Origin of the sequence: Melioribacter sulfuriphilus (genome assembly GCF_051488685.1) — a bacterium.
Classification (GTDB): Bacteria; Bacteroidota; Ignavibacteria; order Ignavibacteriales; family Melioribacteraceae; genus Melioribacter.
This window is the reverse complement of sequence record NZ_JBPSEH010000006.1, coordinates 146,146-172,724: the sequence shown is the minus strand read 5'-3', so window position 1 is coordinate 172,724 and position 26,579 is coordinate 146,146. Positions and strand designations below refer to the sequence as shown.

Annotated in this window: 31 protein-coding genes; all 31 read right to left on the bottom strand. The window is 37.2% G+C overall.

Going from position 1 to position 26,579, the window contains the following annotated elements:
* Position 1 precedes the first annotated feature (1 nt).
* The 31 genes from flgK to fliJ all read right to left on the bottom strand — a co-directional run bounded on the left by flgK (position 2) and on the right by fliJ (position 26,578).
* Entirely contained in the window at positions 2-1,393 is a 1,392-nt protein-coding gene (flgK, locus tag ACSSV9_RS09730) for a flagellar hook-associated protein FlgK (RefSeq protein WP_437347061.1), read from the bottom strand.
* A 2-nt stretch (positions 1,394-1,395) separates the two neighbouring features.
* Positions 1,396-1,836 (bottom strand): flagellar export chaperone FlgN, encoded by a 441-nt coding sequence (gene flgN / locus ACSSV9_RS09725; protein ID WP_437347060.1) that lies wholly within the window; start codon positions 1,834-1,836, stop codon positions 1,396-1,398.
* Complete coding sequence (locus tag ACSSV9_RS09720) at positions 1,833-2,681, bottom strand: transglycosylase SLT domain-containing protein (RefSeq protein ID WP_437347059.1); 849 nt, start codon at positions 2,679-2,681, stop codon at positions 1,833-1,835. The genes flgN and ACSSV9_RS09720 overlap by 4 nt, the downstream gene beginning before the upstream one ends.
* 1 nt (position 2,682) lies before the next feature.
* Entirely contained in the window at positions 2,683-3,771 is a 1,089-nt protein-coding gene (locus ACSSV9_RS09715; RefSeq protein WP_437347058.1) for a flagellar basal body P-ring protein FlgI, read from the bottom strand.
* Positions 3,772-3,780: 9 nt separating this feature from the next.
* The gene (locus tag ACSSV9_RS09710) at positions 3,781-4,350 is read right to left on the bottom strand and encodes a flagellar basal body L-ring protein FlgH (RefSeq protein WP_437347057.1); all 570 of its coding nucleotides are present in this window, start codon (positions 4,348-4,350) and stop codon (positions 3,781-3,783) included.
* 1 nt (position 4,351) lies between these two features.
* Positions 4,352-4,999, bottom strand: a complete 648-nt coding sequence (gene flgA / locus ACSSV9_RS09705; protein WP_437347056.1) for a flagellar basal body P-ring formation chaperone FlgA — start codon at positions 4,997-4,999, stop codon at positions 4,352-4,354.
* Positions 4,999-5,799: a flagellar basal-body rod protein FlgG gene (gene flgG, locus ACSSV9_RS09700; RefSeq protein ID WP_437347055.1), complete on the bottom strand. Its 801-nt coding sequence runs from the start codon at positions 5,797-5,799 to the stop codon at positions 4,999-5,001. Before flgG ends, flgA begins: the two co-directional genes overlap by 1 nt.
* 12 nt (positions 5,800-5,811) lie before the next feature.
* Positions 5,812-6,522, bottom strand: a complete 711-nt coding sequence (locus tag ACSSV9_RS09695; RefSeq protein WP_437347054.1) for a flagellar hook-basal body protein — start codon at positions 6,520-6,522, stop codon at positions 5,812-5,814.
* Between the two features lie 9 nt (positions 6,523-6,531).
* On the bottom strand, positions 6,532-7,119 hold the full coding sequence (locus tag ACSSV9_RS09690; protein WP_437347053.1) for a hypothetical protein: 588 nt from the start codon (positions 7,117-7,119) through the stop codon (positions 6,532-6,534).
* Positions 7,116-8,426 (bottom strand): sensor histidine kinase, encoded by a 1,311-nt coding sequence (locus tag ACSSV9_RS09685; RefSeq protein WP_437347052.1) that lies wholly within the window; start codon positions 8,424-8,426, stop codon positions 7,116-7,118. Before ACSSV9_RS09685 ends, ACSSV9_RS09690 begins: the two co-directional genes overlap by 4 nt.
* Entirely contained in the window at positions 8,423-9,304 is an 882-nt protein-coding gene (locus ACSSV9_RS09680) for an HDOD domain-containing protein (RefSeq protein ID WP_437347051.1), read from the bottom strand. Before ACSSV9_RS09680 ends, ACSSV9_RS09685 begins: the two co-directional genes overlap by 4 nt.
* A gap of 5 nt (positions 9,305-9,309) precedes the next feature.
* Positions 9,310-10,182 carry an HDOD domain-containing protein gene (locus ACSSV9_RS09675; RefSeq protein WP_437347050.1) on the bottom strand — a complete coding sequence of 291 codons (873 nt, stop codon included), beginning with the start codon at positions 10,180-10,182 and terminating at the stop codon, positions 9,310-9,312.
* Complete coding sequence (locus tag ACSSV9_RS09670; protein ID WP_437347049.1) at positions 10,175-10,810, bottom strand: sigma-70 family RNA polymerase sigma factor; 636 nt, start codon at positions 10,808-10,810, stop codon at positions 10,175-10,177. The genes ACSSV9_RS09675 and ACSSV9_RS09670 overlap by 8 nt, the downstream gene beginning before the upstream one ends.
* Entirely contained in the window at positions 10,803-11,030 is a 228-nt protein-coding gene (locus ACSSV9_RS09665) for a hypothetical protein (RefSeq protein ID WP_437347048.1), read from the bottom strand. The genes ACSSV9_RS09670 and ACSSV9_RS09665 overlap by 8 nt, the downstream gene beginning before the upstream one ends.
* Before the next feature lie 68 nt (positions 11,031-11,098).
* Positions 11,099-11,965 (bottom strand): AAA family ATPase, encoded by an 867-nt coding sequence (locus ACSSV9_RS09660; RefSeq protein WP_437347047.1) that lies wholly within the window; start codon positions 11,963-11,965, stop codon positions 11,099-11,101.
* A complete protein-coding gene (gene flhF, locus ACSSV9_RS09655) occupies positions 11,965-13,062 on the bottom strand; it encodes a flagellar biosynthesis GTPase FlhF (RefSeq protein ID WP_437347046.1) in 1,098 nt (365 codons plus the stop codon). Before flhF ends, ACSSV9_RS09660 begins: the two co-directional genes overlap by 1 nt.
* Positions 13,052-15,112: a flagellar biosynthesis protein FlhA gene (gene flhA / locus ACSSV9_RS09650; RefSeq protein WP_437347045.1), complete on the bottom strand. Its 2,061-nt coding sequence runs from the start codon at positions 15,110-15,112 to the stop codon at positions 13,052-13,054. The genes flhF and flhA overlap by 11 nt, the downstream gene beginning before the upstream one ends.
* 1 nt (position 15,113) lies before the next feature.
* A complete protein-coding gene (gene flhB, locus ACSSV9_RS09645) occupies positions 15,114-16,199 on the bottom strand; it encodes a flagellar biosynthesis protein FlhB (RefSeq protein WP_437347044.1) in 1,086 nt (361 codons plus the stop codon).
* Positions 16,200-16,202: 3 nt separating this feature from the next.
* On the bottom strand, positions 16,203-17,000 hold the full coding sequence (fliR, locus tag ACSSV9_RS09640) for a flagellar biosynthetic protein FliR (RefSeq protein WP_437347043.1): 798 nt from the start codon (positions 16,998-17,000) through the stop codon (positions 16,203-16,205).
* Positions 16,997-17,263, bottom strand: a complete 267-nt coding sequence (locus tag ACSSV9_RS09635) for a flagellar biosynthetic protein FliQ (RefSeq protein WP_437347042.1) — start codon at positions 17,261-17,263, stop codon at positions 16,997-16,999. Before ACSSV9_RS09635 ends, fliR begins: the two co-directional genes overlap by 4 nt.
* Positions 17,263-18,018: a flagellar type III secretion system pore protein FliP gene (fliP, locus tag ACSSV9_RS09630; RefSeq protein ID WP_437347041.1), complete on the bottom strand. Its 756-nt coding sequence runs from the start codon at positions 18,016-18,018 to the stop codon at positions 17,263-17,265. Before fliP ends, ACSSV9_RS09635 begins: the two co-directional genes overlap by 1 nt.
* On the bottom strand, positions 18,015-18,359 hold the full coding sequence (locus ACSSV9_RS09625) for a flagellar biosynthetic protein FliO (protein WP_437347040.1): 345 nt from the start codon (positions 18,357-18,359) through the stop codon (positions 18,015-18,017). The genes fliP and ACSSV9_RS09625 overlap by 4 nt, the downstream gene beginning before the upstream one ends.
* Positions 18,359-18,733, bottom strand: coding sequence for a flagellar motor switch protein FliN (gene fliN / locus ACSSV9_RS09620; RefSeq protein ID WP_437347039.1), 375 nt, complete (start codon positions 18,731-18,733; stop codon positions 18,359-18,361). The genes ACSSV9_RS09625 and fliN overlap by 1 nt, the downstream gene beginning before the upstream one ends.
* Positions 18,734-18,743: 10 nt before the next feature.
* Entirely contained in the window at positions 18,744-19,730 is a 987-nt protein-coding gene (gene fliM / locus ACSSV9_RS09615) for a flagellar motor switch protein FliM (protein WP_437347038.1), read from the bottom strand.
* 2 nt (positions 19,731-19,732) lie between these two features.
* A complete protein-coding gene (locus ACSSV9_RS09610) occupies positions 19,733-20,272 on the bottom strand; it encodes a flagellar basal body-associated FliL family protein (RefSeq protein WP_437347037.1) in 540 nt (179 codons plus the stop codon).
* A gap of 188 nt (positions 20,273-20,460) precedes the next feature.
* A complete protein-coding gene (locus ACSSV9_RS09605; RefSeq protein ID WP_437347036.1) occupies positions 20,461-22,137 on the bottom strand; it encodes a flagellar hook protein FlgE in 1,677 nt (558 codons plus the stop codon).
* A gap of 108 nt (positions 22,138-22,245) precedes the next feature.
* A complete protein-coding gene (locus ACSSV9_RS09600; RefSeq protein ID WP_437347035.1) occupies positions 22,246-22,638 on the bottom strand; it encodes a TIGR02530 family flagellar biosynthesis protein in 393 nt (130 codons plus the stop codon).
* Positions 22,638-23,324: a flagellar hook assembly protein FlgD gene (locus ACSSV9_RS09595; RefSeq protein ID WP_437347034.1), complete on the bottom strand. Its 687-nt coding sequence runs from the start codon at positions 23,322-23,324 to the stop codon at positions 22,638-22,640. The genes ACSSV9_RS09600 and ACSSV9_RS09595 overlap by 1 nt, the downstream gene beginning before the upstream one ends.
* A gap of 10 nt (positions 23,325-23,334) precedes the next feature.
* Complete coding sequence (locus ACSSV9_RS09590) at positions 23,335-25,551, bottom strand: flagellar hook-length control protein FliK (RefSeq protein ID WP_437347033.1); 2,217 nt, start codon at positions 25,549-25,551, stop codon at positions 23,335-23,337.
* Entirely contained in the window at positions 25,548-26,144 is a 597-nt protein-coding gene (locus ACSSV9_RS09585) for a MotE family protein (protein ID WP_437347032.1), read from the bottom strand. Before ACSSV9_RS09585 ends, ACSSV9_RS09590 begins: the two co-directional genes overlap by 4 nt.
* Before the next feature lie 2 nt (positions 26,145-26,146).
* Positions 26,147-26,578, bottom strand: coding sequence for a flagellar export protein FliJ (fliJ, locus tag ACSSV9_RS09580; protein WP_437347031.1), 432 nt, complete (start codon positions 26,576-26,578; stop codon positions 26,147-26,149).
* Position 26,579: the final 1 nt, after the last annotated feature.

Below are 26,579 nucleotides of genomic sequence, written 5' to 3'. Positions count from 1 at the left end.
GTTAGACCATTTGAATTATCGTTTCGAGCATTTCATCAGCTGCACGTATTAATCGAGCAGCTGCTTCGTAGGAGCGCTGGTATTTAATCACATTAGTCATCTCCTCGTCTATCGATACGCCCGAGTAAGACGACTTTTGAAGGTTCAATTGTTGTAGAACCATTTCGCTGGTTTCAATTCGATTATCGCTTTGGACTTTTTCCAGACCGAAATTATTCAGGAATGTAGAATAAGCTTCGAGCATAGTCTGATCGCCAAGTTCGCTAAATTTTACGTCCGCCAGTCCTGCAATGTTAACTGCATTGTCGGAATTTCCGTCATTATCTGCCACTCCAGAAGCGGCAATGTTTTTTGGATTGTTTAATATATCCGGATTGATCTTAATCTTTCCGTCAACGAAAGCATCGACCACTGATCCGCCGCTAAGCGTCCCAAAAAACGGGATATCGGTAGACGACGAGCCACTTTGAACCAGTGTATATCCCTGTCGGTGCAATTCATTAACTTTGTCGATGAATACATTGGCAAGGTTTTCCAAGTCGGTTTTGTACTTTGGAATTTGCTTAGAATAAAGATCTGTGAGTGCGTACAATTCACCGTTATTAAGTACTACAGAACTACTTTCATCCGACTTAGGTACAACTTTTAATTTTGTCCCATCAAGTTTTACTGTAAATTCAGTATACACATTACGGTCGGCTGCTAGAACACCACCAACACTAACCGTCACAGTGCCATATTCATTATTGCTGATTGTTATATTTGCCAATTTACTTAACTCACTCAACAGTAAATCTCTTCTATCCTTAAGCTCGCTGGCTTTAATTCCAACTGCTTCGCTATCATAAATTTTCCTATTTAAATCATATATTTCTTTTAAGTAAGAATTCATTTCGTTTACTTTCGATACGGTTTCATTTTTTAGAAGATGCTGTATGGAGCTGATACTATCATATACCTCCTTAAAACGTTCACTGAGTCGTTGAGCATTTTGAACAATCTGAGTACGATACTGGATCGATGTTGGATTTGTAGCCAGCTGACTCCACGAATTAAAGAATTGGTTGAAATAGCTCGATAATCCGTAATCTCCGGGTTCAGCTAATATTGTTTCGACCTGTTGAAGTAACTCTGAACGTTTATTGGCATCTGAATAAGTCGACTGGTATTGATAAATCTGCTTATCAATCAAATCGTTTTTCACACGAACTACATCCTGAATTTTAACACCCATTCCGATACCAGCTTGAGTTTGTTCAGTCCCAAATACAACTTTCTGACGTGTATATTCCTCATTACCAGCATTCGATACGTTTTGAGAAGTCACATCCAGAGCACGCTGGTATGTTGCCATCGTACGCACAGATATATCGAATATTTTACCAATACCCATAACTAAACTCTTTTATTAACAAGCGATTTTTTGCTTTTGCTCAGTAATGTAGTTACAGTATCACGAATAAGATTACGCGATACTCCAACTAAAACCGTAAGCTGAGAATTAATTTTTATAATTTCAGCAGCTTTTTCTTTAATTGAATCCCTAAGATTCTTTAATTGACTGCTTAGATTTGGCAATTTATTCAACAACTCTTCAATCGATGCGTTTTTTAAGTCGATTGAATTTTCCGTTGCGAATACATATGTAAGTCGCTTTCTTTCTCGCTCTTCTTTTTGAATTAAATGGAGCAATTTTTGTTCTGCATCGACGGCTTTGTCGAGTTTTGGAATATCGTTTTCTAGCAATGCTTCTTTTTTGGTTTTGATTGTATCAAGAAGCTCGCTAAAATTTTTTTCCTGCCTTCTTAGAGATTCAATTAACTTTTCTAAGTTCATGATTCATTCTCATTAAAATGATTTAAATAAGAAATTACTTTTTCAATATATCTTTGTGTTTCCTTGAAAGGAGGAATACCATTGTATTTTTCAACATTATTTGGTCCGGCGTTATAAGCCGCCAGTGCAAGCTTCAGATTTCCATTGTATTGTCGAAGCATTTTAGCCAGATATTTAGTGCCTCCAAAGATATTCTGTTCTGGATCAAAACTGTTTTTTACACCCATCTCTGTTGCAGTCGAATCAATCAATTGCATGAGTCCTTTTGCCTTTGCCGGAGATATGGCATTATGATTAGCGGCCGACTCAGCCAGTATAACCGACCTGATCAGATTTTTGTCAACTCCAAATTCATTCGATGCCTTGTCGATAATATCCTCATATTTCCTGAGACGATTCAAAGAATCCGACGCAGGTTTAACACTTTTGAATTCAGTATCATATTTTCTTGTATCCACATCAACTGTCCGCTTGAAAGAGCTTGTCTTAATATTTTTGGGCAACTCTTCACCGGTGACTTTTTTATAGACGGCGTCTGCGATGCCAATACTTTTACCCCTGGTCATAAAGTCAGCAAACTGTTGTTCAAAAATTGCATCGAAGCCGTCGGGCAATCCGAATAAGTTGGAATTATTTTTAACACCGAATTCATTTTCGCTGTTATCAAATATTTCTTCAGTAGCACTATTCATCGAGCGAAGTAGCATCGATGTAAAGAGCGCTTCGAATTGCAATGCCGCTTGAGCAATTTTTGATTTTTGCTTACTGTCGTAGCGTTCATTGACATTTTGCATCTGATTGAGATGCTTGCCCGGTTCGGTTATTTTTACACTCAAATTATTCATATTACATTATCACCAATTCTGCAATTAATGCTCCAGCTTCTTTGAGAGCCTGGAAAATAGCAATTATATCGCGCGGCGATACCTTGAGCGAATTTAATGCAGCTGCAACTTCCTGAACATTAGTTGCACCCTGTATGGCTACCGTTTTAGTTGAATCCTGTGAAACATACGGTACCAGATTATTTAATACGATTGTCTCACCTCTCGAGAATGCATTGGGTTGAGAGATTATCGGGTAAGAACGGATTTGTATATTCAAACCGCCGTGTGTGATCGAAACCGGTTGAATTTTAACATTGCTGCCAGCCACTACTGTACCGGTCCTCTCATTGAGCACAACGCGAGCAACTTCATCCACTTCCACGTTAATGTTTTCAAGTTCTGCCAGAAAACCAATTAAATTATTTTGACGCTCCTGCGGTACCGACACTCTTACTTCAGCTGCATCGACAGCTCTTGCAATATTGCCGCCAAATGTTGTATTTATAGCGTTACTTATATTGTTTGCTGTCGTAAGATCAGGCTCTTTAAGATAGACGGCAACTTCTGATTCATATAAATCAGGAAAAGAGACGGCTTCCTTTAATCTACCTCCGCGTGGCACTCTACCGGCGAGTGAGTGATTTTTTGAAATTCTATTGCCTGAAAAAGTATTGACATCGTAACCACCCACTGAAATTGGTCCCTGAGCAAAACCGTAGACCCGCCCGTTTATTCCAGATAATGGGGTCATTAGCAATGTACCGCCTTGAAGACTTGTAGCATCTCCAATTGAAGATACGGTTACATCGAATTCAGCGCCAGGTTTCAAATTTGCATTCAACGTAGCAGTAACCATTACTGCAGCTACATTTTTGGTTCGGATATCCTCCTGCGGGACTGTAATTCCAAACCGTTTTAGCATGCTTGTTACTGATTGAATCGTAAAGGACGACCTGTAACTGTCACCCGTTCCAGCAAGACCGACAACCAATCCATACCCGATTATTTGTTCGGCGTCATTTCCATTTAAATATGCAATATCCTTGATGCGCTGTGCATTCAAGGTCGTCATTAGAATAAATAGTAATACTGTTGCCTTAATTTTCATTTTCACACCTTAAAATAACCAATGGAATAACCTGGTTAGCCAGCCTGGACTTTGAGAACGGTCGATCATACCGCTACCTTCGAATGTAATTTCCGCTTCCGATATATTATATGAATAAACGGAATTGTCCGGCATTATGTCACTCGGTCTTACAATTCCTTTTATTTTTATAACCTGCTCTTCTCCATTGATTACAATTTTTCTGCTGCCAGTAATTAACATGTTGCCATTTGCATAAACTGTATCGACCAGCGCGCTTATTTTAGTTCTTACAAGACCGGTAGTTTTTGTAGAACCGGTACCTTCGAAAGTATTAGTTGTGCCCAGACTTCCATCTGCTTTTGGTAAAGGAGTGCTGTCCATATTACCCGAAAAATTACCTCCGATATTGCTCGTCCTGCCTGTAGTTGTCTCAGCGTTATTTGATGCCTGTGAAGATTCCATAACAATAATTGTAATTGCATCGCCGATTCCAACAGCTTTGTTATCAGCAAAAAGAGAATAGAGCGAATTCTGTCGCATATTTTGACCGAATACAGTTGCGGTCGTAACTATTAATAAAATCATTATATTTTTCATATTAGTCTTCCAGTATTACGTTTTTCTTGTCGATTATTCTTGCTTTGAATATTTTATTATCAGCTGTAATTACTCTAATTATCTCACCAATTCTTCCTTCCTGACGCGCTGTTGCTTCGACCGAAACATCTACATTTCCTTTTATAACATGGAGTGTAACTTTACTATCAAGATAAATGTCGGGTACAGGTTCAATTATTTCTTCCGTCACTACCACACCCTCATTAATATCGGTTCTGCTTCTTTTTCCTGCAATTTCATCAATTTTGAAAAGTGGAGTCCCTTTAATCGACGTTATTTCGACTTCTGAAGAATCGAACATGTCTGCGTTCAGTATTTCTCCTTTTTTAATTTTTCTATTTGCAGTGAGCACAGTTTTATAAAGTTCAATTTCAATGGTTATAAACGAGTTGCTGATATTGTTGTATGCATCGTAAACCTGCACTGGCAAGAAAGCATATCTGTTACTAATCCTCATCTGTCGACTATCGTCAATTTCAATTCTACTATTGTTGATAGGAAGACCGTTAACTTTGTAAGAAAATCTGGAATACTCCGACAATTTTTCTGACAAATAATTTTGCAGTTTCGATTTGAACGAATCCTCAGGAAATAGTTGAAGCAATATGATTAAGAATATTGCTAACATTATCCCCTCTTCAGATTGTTTGCCATTGTCATCATATCTTCAACTGTTTTAACAGTTTTTGAATTGATTTCGTAAGCACGCTGAGCAGCAATCATTGCAATCATTTCTTCAACTATATCGACGTTGGAAGTTTCGAGATAGCCCTGATGAATTTCGCCGTAGCCGTCTTCACCTGGTGTGCCGAGTATTGGTTGCCCGGAAGCGGGGGTTTCTCCATACAAATTGTCACCGAGTGCAACCAAACCACCGTTATTCATAAATCGGGCTATTTCGATGCTGCCAAGTGTAACTCGTGAACCGTCCACCAATTCAGCTTCGACAGTACCATCTTTGGCAATCATTAAATTTACTACGTCATTATTAATAGTAAAACCTGGATCGAGTTCGTATCCGCTTGAAGTTACGATTCTACCGTCGGCATTTAGTTTGAAGGAACCATCACGAGTATAAGCGAAAGTTCCGTCACTTTTGCGTACCTGGAAAAATCCGTCGCCGTAGATTGCCAGATCCATCTGATTGTTTGTCGCTATCAGGTCTCCCTGTTTGAAAATTTTTTGAGTCGAAGCCGGCTTGACACCATTTCCTATCTGGATTTTATTGTTCGTAGTTTCATAAACACCTGGCGTTGAGCTTGTCAATGGATTGATGTTGACCTCCTGATACATCAGATCCTGGAAGTCGGCTCGGTTTTTCTTAAAACCGGTTGTGTTGATGTTTGCTATATTGTTCGATATAACTTCGATATTAATCTGTTGCGCGTACATTCCGGATGCAGCCGTTCTCAAAGCTCTCGTCGGCATAATCTACCTCGTTTATATTTTGCCAATTTGATTTGCATGATCAAGTGACTGATCAAGCACATTTATTATTTTTTGTGACGTCTCATACGATTTGTTCAACGAAATCATCGCTTCCATTTCCAGAATCGGATTCGTATTCGATTCTTCCAGATATCCCTGTGCCAGTTTGAAATCATTTTCATTCAATTCTTTAAATGGCTGATTTTCCAGCAAAAAGTTCGAAGCACCAATACGGTTTAAACTTTCCGGAAATTCTACGTCTACAACGAGGATCGTATCAATGTATTGGTTGCCAACTCTAATTTCTCCGTTATTGGAAATTTTAACTTCCGCATCTTTATTCCTGATCAATTCACCCATATAAATTTCGCCGCCCTTGCCCTGCACTCTATTCCCCTGTCCGTCGACAAGATAGCCGTCGTCCGAAAGTCGAAATCGACCGTCTCGAGTCAATTCGTACTCACCGTTTCTGTTTTTAATCATAAAAAAACCTTTTCCATAAATGGCAACGTCGAGAGGATTTGAAGTAAGTACAGCTTCACCCTGCTGCATGCTTGTTAATTTTTTGAATTGAGCTTCGCCCGCTTCGTTTATATACTCGGAGAACGGAATTTCTCTTTTATATGCGGTTGTGTTAATATTGGCAATATTATTGGCAATGATGTCGATATTCTGCGATCTCTGCACCATCCCTCTTGCAACAGTATAAATTCCTTTAATCATATAAACTCCTCAGTTATGAAACTCGTAATATTTAAGCCTGGCTGCCAGCATCAACTCACCCTGCGCCACTTTGAGTTCCTTAGCCTTCTTGCTAATATTTTTATCATTCAATTTATTTATTACAGGATTGTTCAATAATTCTTTTCTGAATTTACTTTTTCTGTGGTCGGTTACCAGCTGCAATTTTTCTTGTCTCATCATTCCGATGTTATTTTTCAGTTTCTTCTTCGACATTTTCTGTGCTCTAAGCACGGCTCTTCGAATGAAGATTAGGACGAATAAAAACGCCGAGAAGGAAATCAATAGTTTTATATTAAACGGCAATTCCAGATACAATTGATAAAACGATTTTTTCTTATTAATCACTACGGGCATCTCGTTTTCATATTCAGGAGCTGTTTCAATAATATCAGGCTCTTTAACTGCATTATTTTCGTTTTTAATTTTTGCCATAAGAATTTGTTGAGCGACGAGTTCTCTTATATCGATCGAGTCTTGAACGTCGTCTTCATAAGCCGTTTGCAAAGAGAGCGTATCTTCCTGTGCCTGAGTAGAGAAGCCAGCTAAGAGGATCAATATTGCAACCAGAACTTTCATCTTGTTAACTTCCTTTTTAATGGGAATAACAAATGAATAGAAGTACCTTTTAGCGGCATCGAGTCGTATTCGATTTTGCCGTCACATTTTTTCATTAATTCACCGACAATCTTTATAGTCAGATTGGATATATAGTCTGTCGATTTTCCGAAATCTTCCCAGTAATCTGTAACAAAAACAGAGAGGACAATAACTTCGTTAATATATTTAGTTTGAATTACGATACCGCTGCCGCGTTTCGATTTCTTTTTAATCATTGAAAAGATATTCGTTAGGATTTGCTTAATCTCTTTAGCGTTTGCAAGTACTGGTGGAATATTATCTTCCAGGTCGAGTTCACATTCAAGTTCTAGACTTTTGAGAGTTGCTACAACCACGCCATAGAAATCTTTTACCAGAGAATTGAGGTCGCACGGCAAATTTTGTTTTTCAAAGTTTTTATTTATTTCATTGAATTTGAAAAGCTTTTGAGACAGGCCGCTGAGTCGTTCTACTCGTTCTCTTATTTTTTCGAAAATTTCGGTTTCAACGCCTGTATTCAAACTTTCGATATAATCAACATTACTCAAAATAACCTGCAGCGAGTTGAGCATATCGTGAATAATGCCTTCGGCAAATTCTCCGACGGCATAAAGTCTGAAATCATTATTTAATTTAGACTCGTAAGTGTGTAAATCGTCGTAGAGTTTGTTTATTTTATTTTTCTGCTGTATTGAGATAATTTGTGGTACAACTGAACTCAACAAAATATAGATGGCCTGATTTTCGAGCGAGTCCTCAGATATCTTATAAGCCGGTCCTAAGAGCGACACCACTCCAATCGGATTTTTCTGAAAATAAACCGGAAAGATTGTTTGATATAATTTCGAGCCTTCACCTGTAATTGAACTTAAATCCGGAATAAGTGTCGGCTTTTGTGTTTCGAATATCCAATCCAGTATTCCGTTTTTAAAGGCTTTATTGACCAATTTATTCTGGAGCACCGACGAGTTTGTACTTACAGAGTTTAAGATTGTGCGCGAATCGTCAAACATAAATAAATCGACTTCTTTGGAAGAGATGATCATCTTAACATGATGGCTGAACAAAGAATGGATCTCATCGATATTTTTCAGACCCGCAAATTTTTTCTGAAAAGTAAAAAGCGATTGAATGATGTAGTTGTACTTTTCGAACAAATTGTTTCTCGAACGATGAGTTTCGATATTAATCAGCTGGAAATCCCCTGACGAGTTTCCTTTCGTATAGTATTGAAGCGATTTCGAGAACGATTCGAATCGCGCGGTATTATCTTTAATTACTCTCAAAGCAAATTCCTCAATGATTCTATTTGTGATGAAATTGGTTCTCTGTAACTCTCAATAAATTCTTCAATTTCCTGCATATCTTTAAACTGCAGAATGGTAGCTGCTTCGGCATTTAATTCGAGGTCATTATCCCAATCAAATTTTCCGATATCGAGTTTCTGAGTCATATAATCGCTCAGATGAATAATTGAGGATAGAATTTTTGTATTTGTCGATTGTTGAGGATTGTGGTGATATTTTACCATTTCGCAAATATGCTCTGGAATATTCCAGTTGCGTAAAAGAGTATAGCCGACCATCTGATGGTCCATACCAAGTTGTTGATTTTCGGCCTCTGAATATTTCGAACCCTTTTCCACGCTTTCTTTGATTTTTACAAAGTCTGAATGCATATATCGATGGATAACCGATATGCCCAGGTCGTGAAGCAATGCGCCAATAAACACATCGTTGCTTTCACGAATATTCATATCGTCGGCAATCTTTTTTGCAGTTGTTGCAGTTATATATGAATGAAGCCAGAAGTTTTTCTGGTTCATATATTCATCGTTTTTATTTTTCATAGTTTCCATCAACGAAAGCGCCATAACAATATTTCTGATTTCATTGAAGCCCAAAATCATAATGGCATACTCGATGGACGATACCCTTTTGGCTAGTCCATAAAAGGGCGAATTGGCTATAGTAAGAATTTTAACCACTATGCTCTGGTCCTTCGAAATAGCTTTAGCCAGTTTTTGTGGACTTGTATTGAGATCTTTCAACAATTCCAGAACTTCGGAAAGTATTTTAGGTACCGGCGAGAGCGTCGTTACGCGCTTCAATACGAGTTGTGTACGTTCCCTTTTTTGTGCCTGGTCAAATACTATTGTGTTCATTGCTCTTATCTGTTTAGTGATTCAAAATGTTGATTAAATAAAGGTTTATAACTTTCAATAAATTGTTCGAGATATTCCATATTTCCGAATTGAAGTATATCGAGAATATTGTCGTCCAGAGGCATATTGTTGTCGCACATAAAAGCCCCGATATTAAATTTTTGAGTCATATAGTCAGTTAAATGGACGAGCGAAGTCAAAACGGGATTATATTCCGATTCAGATGGTGTGTGATGATTAACCACGGCATCAACTATATTTCGGGGGAAATTCCACTTGTCCAATAGAAATTCCGCTATATGACTATGAGTATAACCGAGAATTTTATTTTCGGCTTCAAGAAAACTCAATCCCTGATTTTCAACCAATTCAATTATTTGTTTGTAATCGTAATTCATGTATTTATAAAGAATAACCAGTCCCAGATCGTGCAATAGACCGGCAGTAAAAACTTCGCCCGACCTGGGATAGCGTAAATCGTCGGCAATTCTTTTAGCGCCGGTGGCAGTTAGAATCGAATGTCGCCAGTAATCCTGATGATTCCAATCTTTTGCATTTCTTACTTTAAATGTATCGAGAAGAGAAAGCGCCAGAAGAATATTTTTGATGTGATCAAAACCGATAATTACAACGGCAAATTCTATGGTAGAAACTCTGCGGGGTAAACCGTAGAGCGGAGAATTCGCAACGGCAAGAATTTTGGCTGCCAGCGCCTGGTCCCTCGAAATTACTTTGCAAAGATCCGAAGCACTGGTCATTTCATTGTCGAGCATCTGAGAAACTTCAGCTATTACCTGTGGCACAGCAGGTATATTGCCAATCCCTGATAGCTGCTTGCGTATCTTTTCTTTGATATCTGTTGTTCCCTGTTCAACCATTTTTTTCTGTCAGTTTTTGTTTGAGTATTTTCATTATCTTAGAATGCAACTGAGATACGCGCGATACGGTTATATTCAAAACTTTTGCAATCTCCTGATAGTTTAGTTCTTCATAATAATAAAGAGTAATCAACATTCTATCGCGCTCACTCAATTCCTTGATAATCTTAACGAGTCTTTCTTTCATTTCATTTTTTTCAAGAATCTGAAGAGGCTCCTCGCTATCGTCGGCCATCATCTCGTAGACCTGCATTCCCTCTTCTTCGATATAATTGCTGTTGAGCGATACCGTTCCGCTGCTAATTGTGGCAACCGGTTCAGGTTCGCCAATCATTTCGTATTTATGACTGTACTTACGAATTTCATCGTAAATTTTGCCTCGTATTCTTTGGATTGCATACGTTTCGAACTTTGTCCCGTAATCCGGGTCAAAACGATCGATTGCCTCGCTTAAACCTTCGATGCCAAATTGAAAAAAATCTCTCCTGTCGAATAATTCGCTTTGATTGAGATTTGTTTTGTGGATTACATAATGGACAAGATTGATGTAGTTGAGTATTATCTTTTTCTTCAATTCAGGCGAAGGATGCGCCTTGAAGGATTCCCATAATTGTTCGTTTTTATTCATTACTGTCTTTTCCTGATGGTTCTTCTTTTATTTTTTCGAGCGAATTGCGATTGATGGCTTTGATTAAACTGATTGTGACGAAACTTAACATTATCGTCAAAAGGAGAAATATCGAAAGGGAATTCAGTATTACTCGCGTTACATCGAGCCCCTTTTGAACAAAATAAATAACGGAAAAGAAGAAAACGAGTAATCCGAACTGCATTATTATTTTGTTCATCACCTCTCCAATTATTTTGATTAAGAAAGAGGCAAAGACTATACCATTCGAAAAGCTTTATTTTTAGGCTATATTGAGGGTTTTTGACTGAAAAGCTGGCTACTATTAGCCATCTGTGCAATATTCAGGAAACGATGTGCCAGGTCTTCTATCTGGAGGGCAGCCATAGAATTCGGATAGTGTTCGACCAGTAATTCCTGGTTAATAATTGATTTATATGCAGTTCTGTCGTGTCCAATCACACCGAGAAGCATTATTTCTTTGTTGAGAAAATGGCGCACAGCAGTAGATAAATTTTGAAATGCCTGTTCGCCTTCTTCTTTGTCTTCGGCTTTATTGATAACCACTATGTTTTGCGGCATATTCATATACTGCTTTTCAGTAACTAACTCAGTAATCATCTTAATCAACACGTAAGCATCCATAATTGCCGTCGGTTCTGGCGAAGCTACAATCAAGTTCAAATCTGACCGACTGATTTGATACATTGTATTCAAATCGGCTCCAGCAGACGAATCGATAATAATAAAATCGTAATTTCGAGCCGACTTATCGAGATGAATAAAGAAATATTCGATCAAATCATTTGTAATTTTCGGGAAATTATTGCTACCGGAATCTCCAAAAATCAGATGCAAATTTTCGTTATATCTAAAGATCAGCTCGTCAAAAGTAACTTTTTGATGGAAGAAATTGGAAAGCGGTTCTTTTACAGTTTCATTTAAAAGTAAATGCAAATTCGATAAGTTGAAATCGAAATCGACCACAAGTACTTTTTTGTTCAGTCGCGATAGTTTATATGCCAGATTTAACGAGACAAACGATTTGCCAGTTCCTCCTTTTCCAGAACATACGGAAACAATAAGAGTAGAGTTCGCTACCCTCTTATTTTGCAGTCGACGCAATTCCAGCAAACGTTTTATCTGATCGTTCATCAGTAGAGCTTTCCTTTATAAATTACATTGGCAAGGTATTCCGGATTGACGGATAAAATATCGTCGGGAATTACCTGACCATTCGTAAGAAACATAACCGGCAAATTAAATTTATTCGTCAGGTTTAATATATTGCCATAGGTTACTGCTTCGTCAGCTTTTGAAAAAATAACCGAACTGTAATTGAGCACTTTGAACTTCTCGGCTACATCAAAAAGCGTTTTCATAGAACTCGTTGCACTTACGACCAATACAGTTTCGTCCACTTCGGCGGCTTCAAGATATTCATTAATCTTATTCAAATTTTCTCTACTTTTTTGGCTTCTACCAACTGTATCGATAAATATCAGATCTTTATCTTTGAATTTCTTAATTAGCCGGGGCATATCCGAAGGTTCATATGCCACGCTCATTTCGATATCGCTTATTTCCGAAAATATCCTGAGTTGATCGATTGCACCCAGACGGTATGTATCAATCGAAATTAGTCCGACTTTAAGTTTGTGAATAATTTTTGAAATGACTGCCAGTTTGGCTATACAAGTAGTTTTACCGACGCCAGTAGGACCTACAAGTGCAACTTTTGTATTCCGATTTTTTTTGATTTTGAATTCTTTGGTCGGTATCATTGAAGCCATCCCTGCAATCAGATAGCTCTCCAGATTCGATTCTCCGAGCAGACCGTCGTAATTCTTTAATTGTTCTATTAGTTCTTTTGCAAGCTGACGGTTAATCTCCAGATCGAGTAATTTTTCAAAATATTCGTCAAGCTGCGATGTGGTCAATTTTTTTGTTTTTGTATGGACCTCTTCGGCAATAACTTTTTTATTTTCTTTAGCCTCAAATATTTTTTTTGTTAGTTTGGACAATTCAACATCGATATCAACTTTTTCAGATTCGTAATCGTTATCTAACGTGGGAGTTTTTTTAATTTCTTCATCCACTCCAGCAGTTATTTCGAACATTTTCCTAAGGTTAAATCTTCTGTCGTTTTCGATAACTCTTGTTCCCAGAATTATTGCTTCGCCGCCGAGTTCGTTTTTCATTTGTTCTTTGGCTTCTCGTAATGTTGGCGCAATAAATTTTTTAATTTGCATTACCCACCTCTACTTTTCCTATAAATTCAATTTCGATATTTGACGGCAATTCACTATAAGAGAGCAAAACGAGGTCGGGAAAACTCGAATTGACCAGTCGATAAAAATATGGTCTAATTGCCGCCGAGGTTATTATGATTGGAGGATATCCCATATTGTTGAATTTTTCTATCTCTTGTTGAATTCTGATATTCAATTCACGCAGCACTTCGGTTGAAAGTCCAAGTGTAATTATATTGTCTTTTTGAGCCTGGAGCGATTTGGTTATCATCATCTCCAAATTTTCACCCAATGCAACTGCGTGAATCACTCCGTTTGAATCTTTATAGAGGCTTGCAATAGTGTCTCCAATTGAATGCCTAACATATTCTGTAAGCACATCGATATTCTTCGTTATCTTTGAATAATCGATCAATGCTTCGAGAATTCTCACAAAATCTTTAATTGGAATTCCTTCTTTCAAAAGATTCTGAAGCACTTTTTGAATCATACCGAGATTGAGGATATCCGGATTAATATCTTCGACAACAGCGGGATATTCTTTTTTGAGATTCTCTAACAATTGTTTTACTTCCTGACGTGAAAGTATTTTGTCAAAATTTCGTTTGAGAGATTCCTGCAAATGTGTTGCGAGGACAGAAATAGCATCCACAACCGTATAACCCAGCATTTCAGCTTTCTCTTTCTCCTCGTGAGTTATCCAGTAGCTCGGAAGTCCGAAAGCTGGATCGTTCGTAGGAATACCGGATAACTCTTCTTCTGTAACTCCCGGATTCATTGCCAGATATCGATCGGGGTACAACTCATAAGTTGCGACAACATTTCCTTTAATCTTTATTACGTATTCATTTGGAGAAAGCTGTAAATTGTCTCTAACTCTTACAGGCGGAATTAAAACCCCGTATTCGAGGGCAATTACTTTTCGCGTCGATGATATCTTCTGAAATAAATTACCACCCTGTTTTTCGTCAACAAGACTGATTAATCCATAACCAATTTCGACTTCGATCGGGTCAACCTGCAAATATTGTTCGACTTTTTCTTCGGCAGGTTTCGATTCTTCTTTTATTTGTTCGCCTTCGGCTTCTTCAATAACGGTATCCGAAGCGGCTCCTTTTCTGTTCATATACGAAGTAGTTCCGAGCACACCGCTTAGAATTAGGAAAGGGATTGTAGGCATGCCGGGAATAAATGCAAATAAGAAAACTGCACCCGAAACTGTGGCCAGCACTCTCGGATTTGAAAACAATTGAGTTTTCATCTGGTAATCGAGAGCTGTGCCAGATGCACTACGCGTAACAACCAAACCGGCTGCTGTGGAAATAAGTAACGCAGGAATCTGCGACACAAGTCCATCACCAATCGTTAATATTGTATAAGTATGGACTGCATCCAGGAACGACATCCCCTTCTGAGCCACACCTATTATAAATCCGCCCACAATGTTAATAGCATTAATTATTAGTCCCGCAATAGCGTCGCCTTTAACAAACTTGCTGGCGCCATCCATAGCTCCGTAAAATTCAGCTTCCCTTTCGATCTGTGCTCTTCTTCTTCTTGCTTCAGCTTCGTTTATCAAACCTGTATTTAGATCTGCATCGATAGCCATTTGCTTGCCCGGCATGGCATCGAGTGTAAAGCGCGCAGCCACTTCCGAAATTCTTCCCGAACCTTTTACGATTACAATGAATTGAATGATGACAAGGATTATAAAGACTATAAAACCAACCACATAATTTCCCCCAACTACAAATGAGCCAAAAGATTCGATTACCTGACCGGCATAACCGTCAATCAATATTAAACGGGTCGAAGAAATATTGAGCGCTAAACGAAACAGTGTAAGAACGAGTAGAAGTCCGGGGAACACAGAAATATCAAGTGGCGATTGGATATACAACGATACAATCAGAACAAGTACTGCTAGTGTTATATTCAAAGAGAGCAAAAAATCGAGGAATCCTGCTGGCAATGGAATAAGCATCAAACCGAGCATTAATATCAAACCAAATGCAAGGACGATATCGCTATTTTTGCCAAAGAGTTTCATATCAGATTATGCTCTTCTGTTTTTTGAGTTTTTTCATTTGATAGATGTAAGCCAGAATTTGAGCAACTGCTTTGAACAGGTTAGTTGGAATTTCATCCCCGATTTCACAAGCTTTGTAGAGAGCACGTGCCAGTTCGACATCTTCGTATAGCGGCACTTTATTTTCTTGTGCAATCTTTTTAATTTGTTGAGCCACTAAATCCAAGCCCTTGGCAACAACTTTAGGAGCATTGTCTTTGCCCATTTCGTATTTGAGAGCTACTGCCACGTGTGTGGGGTTGGTTATAACCACATCTGCTTTGGGTACTTCGTGCATCATTCTACGACGCACTGCCGAAATCATTTCTTTCTTTATCCTTCCTTTAACTATCGGGTCGCCTTCCGTCTGTTTCAATTCTTCTTTTACTTCTTCTTTAGTCATCATCATATCTTTTCTAAATTTATAACGCTGAAAAACATAATCCACTGCAGCAATAACTACAAAAAAGAGAACTATTTTCCATATTAACGAAAAAGAAGAATCGAGCATAAATTCGACAGTGTCTTCAATACTCAAATCAATTAACTGAATACTCTTACTAATTAGTTCAGAAATGATGAAGTAAGTAAAAATACTGATAATCAACAGTTTGAGAAGGGACTTACCCAATTCGACGAAGGAGCGCGTGGAGAATAAAATTCTTTTAATGCCATTTAAAGGATTAAATTTATCGAGCGATAAGGAAATTGCCTTGGGCGTAATTTTAAAACCTACTTGCGACACATTGCTGACAATCGAAGCAACAAAAACAGCTAAGAGTACCGGCATTAATAACATTAAATAAAAGATTCCCCATTTTAATGCGTATGTCTGTAGCACAGTAATGTTCATTTCTACATGATTGAGTTTTGAAAATATATCTGTCGAAAATTCATAGAATTGTCCGCCGATGTAGTTTTTAAATAAAAAGACAATTATCAGGCCACTGCCAAAAATTGCAAGTGAATTAATTTCGGTACTTTTTGCAACCTGTCCTTTCTGACGCGCATCTTCGAGTTTCTTACCAGTTGGTTGCTCAGTCTTTTCCTGTCCTTCTAAGTTCGGCATTCTTTATTGTCCCATTGCTTTTATTAAATCGAGTAGTCGATATTCATAGCCTTCAAGTAAATTTTTTAATACGTATACGTAAAATGGTATTAAAGAAAATATTATAAAAAGTCCCAATAACGATTTCAAAGGCTGCGTTATGTATATTATTTGCATGTTGGGAATTACCCTTGCAATAATACTTTCTGCGAGGTGAACCAGAAAAAACGATACTATTACAGGCGATGCGATTTTAATTGCTATAGTAAAAACGAGAAACGAATATTTAATTAACAAAGTGTAAACGGGTTCATTAATTACGTATTTACCAATCGGCACGACCTTGAACGATGCCACCAGTCCACTAATTAAATAATGATGGCCGTTAATCATAAGAAAAATCATAAGCGCTGCATAGTATAGAAATTCACCTACGATGTTTGTTTGTATTTCCTGGACGGGATTTAGTGCATCCGCCAGCATGAGTCCCATATCGAATCCGATATAATGCCCAGCATACGAAACTGCCCAGAAAATAAAATTCATTACAAAGCCGAGTATCATTCCAATCAAAAGTTCGCGTACCGAATAAAGAATCAGAGTGATTAATCCCGATTGATTTGTAAAATCGAGATTGATATTTATATTTGACTTATTCAAAGTAAAAAAAACAATATATGCAATTACAATTGATAGAAATATTCTTGCCAGTATCGGAAAGCCTCTAAACGAGAGTACCGGTGCTGTAAATATTAATCCACCGATTCTCATAAAAACAAAAATGAACAATATAAAATCCGAGACCAAAATATTGGCAATCATATCACATTAAGGAACATTGTGAACATTTTATAAGTAAGCGACATCATTTTTTCGGCAATCCATGGCAGCAAAAAAATTATAACAAGCACAGTTACAATTAATTTCGGCACAAATGTAAGAGTCATTTCCTGCAACGACGTTGCAGCCTGAAATATTGATATTAAGATACCGATTATTAATGAAGCCCCGAGAATGGGCAGCAAAATTATAAAGGACGTATAGAATGCGTCTTTTAATATTTCTATAATTAATTCTTCGGACATTAATGAAAACTCCTTACAAGAGAACCAACTATTAAATTCCACCCGTCGACGAGTATAAATAACAATATTTTAAATGGGAGAGAAATCATCATTGGCGGCATCATCATCATACCCATCGACATCAAAATACTCGAAATAATCATGTCGACCATCAGGAAAGGAATAAAGAGGAAAAATCCGATAATAAAGCCAACTCTAAGCTCGCTCAAAACAAAAGCTGGAATCAATACATAAGTGGGTACATCTTTTCTTGTTTCAGGTCGTGGCAAATTCGAAAGTCCGACAAACAACTCGAGGTCTTCTTCTCTTGTATTTTTAAACATAAATTCCCTGATTGGCTCAATACCTTTATTGTAAGCTTCTTCTACGGTTATTTTATTATCCATCAGAGGAGAGAGTGCATCTTCGTTAACTCGAGACCAGGTGGGTGCCATAATAAAAAATGTTATAAAGAGCGCAATACCTGCAAGAAGTTGAGACGGTGGCATCTGCTGTGTGCCGAGTGCACTTTTTAGAAAATGGAATACAATAATAATGCGCAGATATGCCGTTGTCATTATTACAATTGACGGTGCTAAGGCAAGTATTGTCATCAACAATAATATCTGGAGAGTTACCGAAACATCTTCTCCTGAAGTGGCAGTTCCAATTCCGAGGTCAATTTTCGGAAATGGAATAACTGGCGACTGAGATTGTGCCTGAAGGGATGTAAATCCACTTAACAATATAATGCCAATAATTATCCACTTTTTCATCGCATTCCTAAATTCTGCTTGAGCAATTCATAGAAAGACTTTTTCTGGTTATTATCCTGAACTTCGTTATTCTCTGGCAAGTCGATACTGTCGAATTCTTTAATTAAAGTAATTCCAGCTTCGCTTACACCTAACAATATAATTTTATTTTCCACGCGTACAATTGAAAGATATTTTTTCGGCATAATAAGCTGGTTGCTCAGTACTTCTATCTTCAATGGTACTCGCTTTCCGCCTTTCATCGTAAATGTGTAACGTTTTACAAAGTAGAGAGTAATCCCTAAAATAATTATTACCAGTAAAAGCGGTAAAAAAGCCTGTGTTATATCGAATATGGACATTAATAGATATCCTTAATTCTTTGTGCTGGATCAACCAAGGAAGTGATTCTGATGCCAAAATGCTTATCGATAACCACTACTTCACCTTCGGCAATTTTTTTATTATTAACAAATACGTCTACAGGTTCACTGGCAAGTTTTTCCAGTTCGATGACGTATCCCCTTTCGAGTTCGAGTATATCTTTTATTTGCATTTGAGTTCTGCCCAATTCGATATAAACATTCATCTGGAGGTCTTTCAAAAGATTCAATTTTTCTTCGGCTCCACCTAATGTACGCGTAGAATCGTCGAATTCGTCGAACTGAGCTAAGGAAGCAGTAAAGTTATCTTCCATGTTTTCCATTGCATCGGGATTGTTGATATTTTCACTCATATTTCCCTCTTTAGAGTTTTTTTTCGAATACTTTTTCGGTTATTTTTATTGCTTTATGATTGTTCAATACACCGGCTCTGCCAAGGAATAACAATCTATTGCCGGTTTTAACTTTGTGTTCTTCGTGAACTTTATTTTTCAATTTGATTATATCTCCTACTTCAAGTTCCATAATTTCTTTTACAGTTAGCTTGGTTGTACCAAATTCCACAGTGATCGGAACGACTGTTTGAGCCAGATGTTTGGTGAGAACTTCTCTGGAAGTAACGCCAAAATATTTTGTGGCTCTAATTGAGGATAACTTTTGAGTAGTCATCTTAGCCAGGATAGCATCAAATGCAAAAGTGGCAAAGCAAATGTTCATCATGTAGGATTGATCACCAATGATAAGTTCGAAAGAAATCAGGAGTACAGATTCGCTTTGCGAGGTTATCTGTGCGAAGTCAATATCAGGCTCAAATTTTTCAACTTCAAATTCGAGGTCGTCAATAATTTGCCACGATTTTTTTAAGTCATACATTATACGGTCGACGATAACCTGCAACACTTTTTGCTCAATCAGCGTAATAACTTTTACCTGTTTTGTTGTCAATCCATTGCCACCCAGCAACTTATCGACAAACAAGAATGCCAGATCGTTGTTTAGTTCCAGTATTCCTTTGATATCTGTGTTCTTGATATTGAACGTATAAAGACAAGCCGGATTTGACACCGACAGTACGTATTCCGAGTAATAAATTTGATCGATTGAAGCTACATTAATGTTAACATTGGTTTGGAGTTTAGTTACCAGAAACGATGTAAAACTTTCGCCAAAGTTATCGCAGATACTCCGAATAATGCGGAGCTGGTGTTTTGAAATACGATTTGGAAGGCGGAAGTCAAAAAGCACCGCCTCCTTCTCTTTATCGCTCTGCTCTTCAGGTTTCTGTTTTTGGCCGCTCTTTATGTTATCGAGCAGTTGATCAATTTCTTGCTGCGAAAGTATCTCTGCCATTGTTATTGAAGAATATATTTACTGAAATAAATATTGTTAATTTTTATATCGGGCATTAACTGTTTAATTTGATCAGAAATCTGAATTTTAAGCGAATCCCGATAAAGCGCATCGCTCAACTGAGTCATATCTTTACTGCCCATCACGGAAATGATTGCGTCTTTCACCAGTACTTCTTTTTCTTCGAGTTCCTTTTTATTTTGTTCTGTTGCAATATCAAACCCGATCGAAGCAAGCAAAAGACGTTTACCATCTGTTCCAGCAGGATTAATAATAAGGTCTTCTACAACGTAGATAAATTTTCCGAATTCAACGTCTTCTTTTTCGGAAGCCGAAGAATCACCAATTTGAGCTTCATCATCCTGCGTGGCTGCATAGTGGGATTGAATTTTGGGCAGCAATATATTGGCGGTAATAAAATAAACCGCAACGAGTTGAACGATGAAAAGAGGCAATCCAATAATCAGGATTTTTGAACTGGAACCTTTTTTGGTTCCGGAATTTTCAGACTGTTCTAAGATATTTTCATTTTCTTGTGCCATAGTGACTAATATTTTTCAATAAATATGCCATCCATTTAAGCCTTAAAATTCATTAAATAATTATAGAAGCAAGCTTAATGTTTGGCTAATATTAGTCACCTGTTCATACTGCTGCAGTCAGCAAAATTGAATTTTAACCAGGAAGAAGGGACTGCCCTGAAAAGAGCAATCCCTTCAATTTTCAAGAATTATCTGATCAGATTTGTAATTTCCTGGAGAAGGTTATCGGCGGTTGTAATAACACGTGCGTTAGCCTGGAAACCTCTCTGGGAAATAATCATTTTGGTGAACTCTTCTGATAGGTCGACATTCGATTGTTCGAGCGCACCGGATTGTATCGTAGTTACTGAATTTTCTCCAGGAGTGTCGATACGCGGATCACCACTGTTGGCAGCAACATTGTACATATTATCACCAACACTTACCAGTGCATTTAAATTCTTAAAAGTTGCGACCATGATTTGTGCTAATATTCTGGAATTCCCATTTGAAAAAATTCCGATGATATTACCGTACTGGTCAATATTTAAATTTGATAATGCAGCCGAGGCAGAACCGTTTTGTGATAGTGCAGCTATTTGAGATGTAAGGTTGGTTTGTGTTACTCCTGCAGTGCCCGAACCGAAATCGATATCAATAATTTGAGCTTCGGCACCACTTGCTGGAGTGAATGTCACTTTAGGAATAGGTGGAGTCGATGTAACTTGATTTCCAGCCTGCCATACGCTCTGAATCTGTCCATTCGGGTCAAAGTATATTTCTCCATACGAATTCGGACTCAGAGAACCACTTGTCGAAGGTATCGATACATTCCACTTCCAGCGATTATTGTCGACATGTTCGAATTTTACAGAAAGTGTGTGTGGATTTCCCAATGAATCAAATATTGTTACAGCACCAAGAACTGGTTCCGGAACTTCTGCTTTATCTATTCTAGTTACAACATTGCTATCAGCAATTAAATTACTTAATGAAGAAAAATTCAGTTTATAATCGATTTTTTCAGTTGTATCTTGAATAACGACTTGATTTGTAGTACATACACCCGTTAAGGTATCAAATGTTAATGCCTGGCTTCCTGTAATTGGGGTGGCGAGCGGATTTCCATCCTCATCCCTTATTTCATAATAATACGTCCATGCACCAGTGGTATCTTCTTCGTACCTGCTCCAGAGCTGATATTCATTACCATCCTTATTATAAATTGTACTTACATCCCAATCTGTATTTGTTGGACCCGGGTAATATTGAGTAGAAGTTGGGACTTCTTTTTTCAAGTTACCAACGAGTTCCACAATGTCTGTCCTGATAGTAGTTGAACTACTTTGCAGGTTTCCACCCCATGAAACAGTTGTTGTTTTAACTGCAGGCAGTCTCAGATTTTTGTCTATCACAATATCCTGCAAGGTAGTGCCAGCAGGAATTTCACCCAGCCCATTTGCAATTTTACCCTGTACAACAGCTCCGTTTTGAGGATTTACTAATTTACCATCTGCGTCAAAAATAAATGCACCGGCTCTTGAATAGAATTGTTGACCGTTACTTTTTAATATAAAGAGACCCTGACCCTGCAAAGCTAAATCAGTAGTAATTCCAGTTCTTTCAAATGTGCCCTGGTTCCAATTACGATCAATTGAGTTAATCTTCATTCCAAGACCAATCTGGAAAGAGTTAGTACCGCCGGAAGTAGTAGTTGGATTGGTACCCGATTTTACGAACTGATTAAAAGTGTCGCTGAACGTAACGCGCGAGCCTTTAAAGCCAATTGTGTTTACGTTCGAGATATTGTTACCGATAACATCCATCATCGATTGGTGATTGCGCAGACCGGAAACGCCTGCAAAGAGAGAATTGAGAAGTGCCATTTTAACCTCCTTGGACTTAAATTATTAATTTAATTTTAATTGACCCGGCTTCAGTCAGTCCACCAGGTCCGGAGCGTCCTCGGAAGGTCCCGCTCCAAATTATTACGTTTAAGCAAAAACTACACTATCGATATTTGTAAATACATTTTCTTCAGCGTTTTCGACCTCGATTGCAGTAACAACTGTTCGGTTCGGAATATTAACAATAAAAGCTGCCTTGCGTTCTGTTGCAGAAAGGTCCATCAGAATTAACGAATCACGCGCACCTTTCGATTCTGCTTTTTCAACAGCATTCTGAATCTTAGTTAAATCTTCCTCGCCCAGTTGAATGTTTCTCGATTCGAGGCGTTTTAGTGCGTGATTGGAAAATTTAACCTTTTCGAGTTCCTGTTGAAAAATCGAATCGAACGAGGCTTTAACAGGATCACGGGAATTCCTGACCGAATTGTTGTTCCCGACAATCGGAACAAAAGGAACCGAAATGCCATTAATTTCGGCCATTAACTATCACCTCCTTTTTTGTTGATTATTTCGAGAATGTCTCCTGCAGAATATTCTACTCCGTTTATTATTAATAATGTGCCTTCTTCAGTGTATTTAACCCCGTCAATTGGTCCGGATTTGTATTGAGTAACTTCGACTTCTTCGTTGCTATAATTATATGCTTTTACTTCAAATGTATATTCACCGTCAGGGACACGATTTCCATTGCTATCCGTAAAATCCCATTCAAAAATATTACTACCCTTCTTGTTCGAAGCTTCAATTGATTTAACTAATGTTCCATACTCGTTGTATATATTAATTTTTACTGACTTAACGCCGTCTGGTAGATCGTAGCCTAATGTAATTGAATCCTGCCCATTTACTTTTATGTCGTTTCCACTAATCTTCACTTCCTTCCCGATTAGATTTGCAAGCATTGTATTGTTAATCGACTGAGTCAACATATAATTTGCATCGACACTCTGCTTGAGATACTCGTTGAGATTAGTAATTTGTTCGAGCGAACTAAATTGTGCCAGCTGCGAAGCATACTCAGTACCATCCATTGGATTAAGCGGATCCTGATTTTTTAACTGCGCAATCATTAATTTCAAAAAATCGTCCTTACCCAAAACACTTTTGTTAGCAGATACATTTGAACTCGTACTAACCGTACTACTTGAACTTACATCCGATACCATTTTGATTCTCCTATACTAAAAAGTCGTATGTGTTGTAACCCATCATTTTCTTAACTTCAGAAGGATTTTCCGTTTTAATTTCCGCAATTTTTCCATAGAACTTTCTTTTGGGATTTACATGTTTTGTACTTTTTTGTTCGCTGTTATTAAGTCCCACATTCAGACTACTTACCTGTATGCCGTTATTCTGTAAATTGCTCTTAAGCTGCTCGAGATTGGACTGGACGAATTGCTTAATCTGTTCGTTTTCGACTTCAATGTTTGCATGTAATTTATTATTGACATAGTCGATGGATACTGTCAATTTTCCTAAAGTTTCAGGTTCAAGTTTGAAGCTGAGATGCTGTTTCGAACCGTCAACGTTTTTTACAATTTCAGATATTATTTCTGATGCCTTTATAGTTTTTAAGATTTCTTTCATGTTTTCAGTTTTGTAACCACCGTACTCGACTTTTGCATGGCTATCGTTTGAGATAACTTTCCCAGCTTGAGTTTCCGGCTTATTAAATACGCTGTCTTGTTGTTTACTAAATTCTTTATTGAATTGGTCGTTCAGTAAATGTTTTTTGTCGGTCTCTTTTTGTTCTCTTACTATAGTTTCTTTTGCTTCAACATATTGTTCCTTTGGCTGATCGTTTTCCTTATCGTCTTTACTTAAATGCATTTCGGGTTTGCCTACGTAGTTCGTTTCACCGTTAGTTGACGAAGTCGGATTCGTTTCAACAACTTTTTCCGTTTTAACTTCAGAATTTATTTTTACTTGTGGTGCTGCTTCTGATTTTTCTGTTTGAGTTATTTTTTCGAACGAAATCGCATCGCTTACTTTTTTATTAACGTCAACAAGTACACTATCACTTAATTTATTGCCCTTCCTCACCGATATATCATCAATATTTTCTTTTATATTACCCTTTAAATTATCTCCTACATTATCTTTTATATTACCTTTATCTTTTTGATGCAGACTTTCTTTTAAATGTAATTCTTCTTTATCATCTCTTAATAATTTTTTGTTAGTCAGTATCTCTTTTTTAATAACTGGAGGATTAAATTCAGTAATGTTCTTATTATCGTCGACTGTAATAATTTTTGAATTTACCTTTCCTGAAGAATCGACTTTTCTTTCTTTCGAAGTGAGTGCTTCCTGTAACTTGCTAAATTCTTCTTTTGTCAGTTTTGTATTTAAGTCCTCAAAATTGATTTTCGTAAGGTCAATTCCTTTGTTCTCCATTTCCTGCAGCTTTGGAACCTGATCATCATTTACAGCAGGTTTTATCTCGCCGATTATTTTATCCGAACTAAATTCTTTATTACTTTCCGATCGATAGAGTTTTGCCCCTTTTTCATCTATTTGATCACTTTTATCGGGAGTAATTTTAGAATCCTCAATTTCCGGTTGCCTTATCTCACCGGTCTTTATATCGAATATTTTTTGTTCACCCTTATGAATATGGATGATTTCAATTTTATAATATTCAGAGTTAGCTTTTTCAAGCTGGTTGAATCCAGGGATATTTAATAATAAATTCTGGGAGTGGGCTAACTTATCATGCTCAGTTGTAAATTCGCTCGAATGGCTTTCATCTTTTTCATTTACCTCCGGAGCGCTCTCATCCACGTTTAACTGACTAATTGTAACCGTTAACTTCTCTCCGTTTGTTGTAAAATTGAATTTGATGGAATCTTTATTCGACATAACGGAGAATAATTTTTTGATATCCAGGAGTTGGCAATTAGAATTAACGTCTCCCTTGTGGTTATTCTGGAAATCGTTCAGATAAAATAAAATACTCCCTGAGGGGTTTGGGGGTTGTTCATTTCTAGTTTCGGAAATAATGTTGTTTATACTTCCGAGGAAAGCAAGCAAATTATCCGGGGTTAGCACAAATACTTTCGAAGAAATCTTGGCATCGTCAATGTTAAATGAATTTGAATTGGACACTAAAGAGATCTCTTCGAGATTGTTAAGACTATTCTGGAATCCTTCAATAACTTTCGTATCCGTCTTTGTAACAATAAAATCTTTCAGACCTTCGAGGTTTACCAGTAGATCATTGTTCAGCTTAGAGTTTTCTACGTTTAATTCCTCTTCGTAAACTTTAATGATATCCGCAAACAGATAATTTTTGTTTCCATCGGCAGGCAATGCTTTGCCACTAAGAAATAGCGAGCTAATTCCAGCATTGCTCAAATTATTATCTATAAATAACGGATTGAAGTTCATCATTGTAAACTGATTATTCTGTTTGCGATTTCAGGTTTTAGTTCTGCTATAATTTCTGCTGCTTTTTTCTTCTTCATAGAAAATATTATATCTCTCGCTATATTATCGGAATAATTCTCGATTATTTTAGCAGCTTTTTTTGTATCCATCGCTTCATACAGTTTTACCGTATTTTTTATCCATTCTTTATACTTTTGTTGATCTTTCGGAACCTCAAAATTTTTCTCGTCTTTAATAGTCTTCTGATTTTCAAGTAGTTTTTCTTTCTCAGTTTTCAATTTGCGAATTTCAGCAAGCAATACGTTTATACTGTCGATTAACGAGGATGAATTTTCTAGGCTAACCGTCATTGTATCGTATGCTCCATTATCGGAGAAGTCATAACTCTTTTTTTCCTCTTTATTATTCATCGGATTGAATTTTTCTTTTTTCTCTGTGGCGGTGTTCTTTGCAGCTTTCGCCTGTGCTGCTTTAAGTTCTGATACAGGTGTAAAGTCGAAAGCAAATATATTCCGATAATTTGTAGCACCGTAAATCATTAAAACGGTGACTACTATAAATGCAAGAATAAACGATATTATTACTTTGCCGTTCACTTTTATTTCCTGTTAAAATTATATATTGCGATTTCGTCGAGATACTTAAGTTCTTTTCTATTGGTTTCCATCATAAATTCTTCAAACTTCTTTTCCTTTAACTTCTCGATTATTCGTCTTTCTTTCGTTCTCTCTTTTAATTCCTCGTACTTCAACTTTTTTTTATTATTTAGATCAAATATACTGCGCTCTGTATTCTCAATATCTTTTTCAATCTGTTTACAATGAGCTTTTAGACTTTGATATTCGAGTGCTTTTATTTTCCCTTTCAATATGGATTCATTCAAGTTTTTTAATTTCTGTATCAAGTTTTTTTTATAATCTTCAGCTCTATTAATTTCGAGTTCGATTGACGCTATTTCTTTCAATACTTTTTTTTCAAGAATATTTTTAATGCGCAATATCGCTTCGAATTTGTATTTAAACACAGCCATT

Excerpts from the sequence above, each read along its gene's own strand:
- flgK (WP_437347061.1), bottom strand. The coding sequence starts at position 1,393 with ATGGGTATTGGTAAAATATTCGATATATCTGTGCGTACGATGGCAACA.
- flgN (WP_437347060.1), bottom strand. The coding sequence starts at position 1,836 with ATGAACTTAGAAAAGTTAATTGAATCTCTAAGAAGGCAGGAAAAAAAT.
- ACSSV9_RS09720 (WP_437347059.1), bottom strand. The coding sequence starts at position 2,681 with ATGAATAATTTGAGTGTAAAAATAACCGAACCGGGCAAGCATCTCAAT.
- ACSSV9_RS09715 (WP_437347058.1), bottom strand. The coding sequence starts at position 3,771 with ATGAAAATTAAGGCAACAGTATTACTATTTATTCTAATGACGACCTTG.
- ACSSV9_RS09710 (WP_437347057.1), bottom strand. The coding sequence starts at position 4,350 with ATGAAAAATATAATGATTTTATTAATAGTTACGACCGCAACTGTATTC.
- flgA (WP_437347056.1), bottom strand. The coding sequence starts at position 4,999 with ATGTTAGCAATATTCTTAATCATATTGCTTCAACTATTTCCTGAGGAT.
- flgG (WP_437347055.1), bottom strand. The coding sequence starts at position 5,799 with ATGCCGACGAGAGCTTTGAGAACGGCTGCATCCGGAATGTACGCGCAA.
- ACSSV9_RS09695 (WP_437347054.1), bottom strand. The coding sequence starts at position 6,522 with ATGATTAAAGGAATTTATACTGTTGCAAGAGGGATGGTGCAGAGATCG.
- ACSSV9_RS09690 (WP_437347053.1), bottom strand. The coding sequence starts at position 7,119 with ATGAAAGTTCTGGTTGCAATATTGATCCTCTTAGCTGGCTTCTCTACT.
- ACSSV9_RS09680 (WP_437347051.1), bottom strand. The coding sequence starts at position 9,304 with ATGAACACAATAGTATTTGACCAGGCACAAAAAAGGGAACGTACACAA.
- ACSSV9_RS09675 (WP_437347050.1), bottom strand. The coding sequence starts at position 10,182 with ATGGTTGAACAGGGAACAACAGATATCAAAGAAAAGATACGCAAGCAG.
- ACSSV9_RS09670 (WP_437347049.1), bottom strand. The coding sequence starts at position 10,810 with ATGAATAAAAACGAACAATTATGGGAATCCTTCAAGGCGCATCCTTCG.
- ACSSV9_RS09665 (WP_437347048.1), bottom strand. The coding sequence starts at position 11,030 with ATGAACAAAATAATAATGCAGTTCGGATTACTCGTTTTCTTCTTTTCC.
- ACSSV9_RS09660 (WP_437347047.1), bottom strand. The coding sequence starts at position 11,965 with ATGAACGATCAGATAAAACGTTTGCTGGAATTGCGTCGACTGCAAAAT.
- flhF (WP_437347046.1), bottom strand. The coding sequence starts at position 13,062 with ATGCAAATTAAAAAATTTATTGCGCCAACATTACGAGAAGCCAAAGAA.
- flhA (WP_437347045.1), bottom strand. The coding sequence starts at position 15,112 with ATGAAACTCTTTGGCAAAAATAGCGATATCGTCCTTGCATTTGGTTTG.
- flhB (WP_437347044.1), bottom strand. The coding sequence starts at position 16,199 with ATGCCGAACTTAGAAGGACAGGAAAAGACTGAGCAACCAACTGGTAAG.
- fliR (WP_437347043.1), bottom strand. The coding sequence starts at position 17,000 with ATGATTGCCAATATTTTGGTCTCGGATTTTATATTGTTCATTTTTGTT.
- ACSSV9_RS09635 (WP_437347042.1), bottom strand. The coding sequence starts at position 17,263 with ATGTCCGAAGAATTAATTATAGAAATATTAAAAGACGCATTCTATACG.
- fliP (WP_437347041.1), bottom strand. The coding sequence starts at position 18,018 with ATGAAAAAGTGGATAATTATTGGCATTATATTGTTAAGTGGATTTACA.
- ACSSV9_RS09625 (WP_437347040.1), bottom strand. The coding sequence starts at position 18,359 with ATGTCCATATTCGATATAACACAGGCTTTTTTACCGCTTTTACTGGTA.
- fliN (WP_437347039.1), bottom strand. The coding sequence starts at position 18,733 with ATGAGTGAAAATATCAACAATCCCGATGCAATGGAAAACATGGAAGAT.
- fliM (WP_437347038.1), bottom strand. The coding sequence starts at position 19,730 with ATGGCAGAGATACTTTCGCAGCAAGAAATTGATCAACTGCTCGATAAC.
- ACSSV9_RS09610 (WP_437347037.1), bottom strand. The coding sequence starts at position 20,272 with ATGGCACAAGAAAATGAAAATATCTTAGAACAGTCTGAAAATTCCGGA.
- ACSSV9_RS09605 (WP_437347036.1), bottom strand. The coding sequence starts at position 22,137 with ATGGCACTTCTCAATTCTCTCTTTGCAGGCGTTTCCGGTCTGCGCAAT.
- ACSSV9_RS09600 (WP_437347035.1), bottom strand. The coding sequence starts at position 22,638 with ATGGCCGAAATTAATGGCATTTCGGTTCCTTTTGTTCCGATTGTCGGG.
- ACSSV9_RS09595 (WP_437347034.1), bottom strand. The coding sequence starts at position 23,324 with ATGGTATCGGATGTAAGTTCAAGTAGTACGGTTAGTACGAGTTCAAAT.
- ACSSV9_RS09590 (WP_437347033.1), bottom strand. The coding sequence starts at position 25,551 with ATGATGAACTTCAATCCGTTATTTATAGATAATAATTTGAGCAATGCT.
- fliJ (WP_437347031.1), bottom strand. The coding sequence starts at position 26,578 with ATGGCTGTGTTTAAATACAAATTCGAAGCGATATTGCGCATTAAAAAT.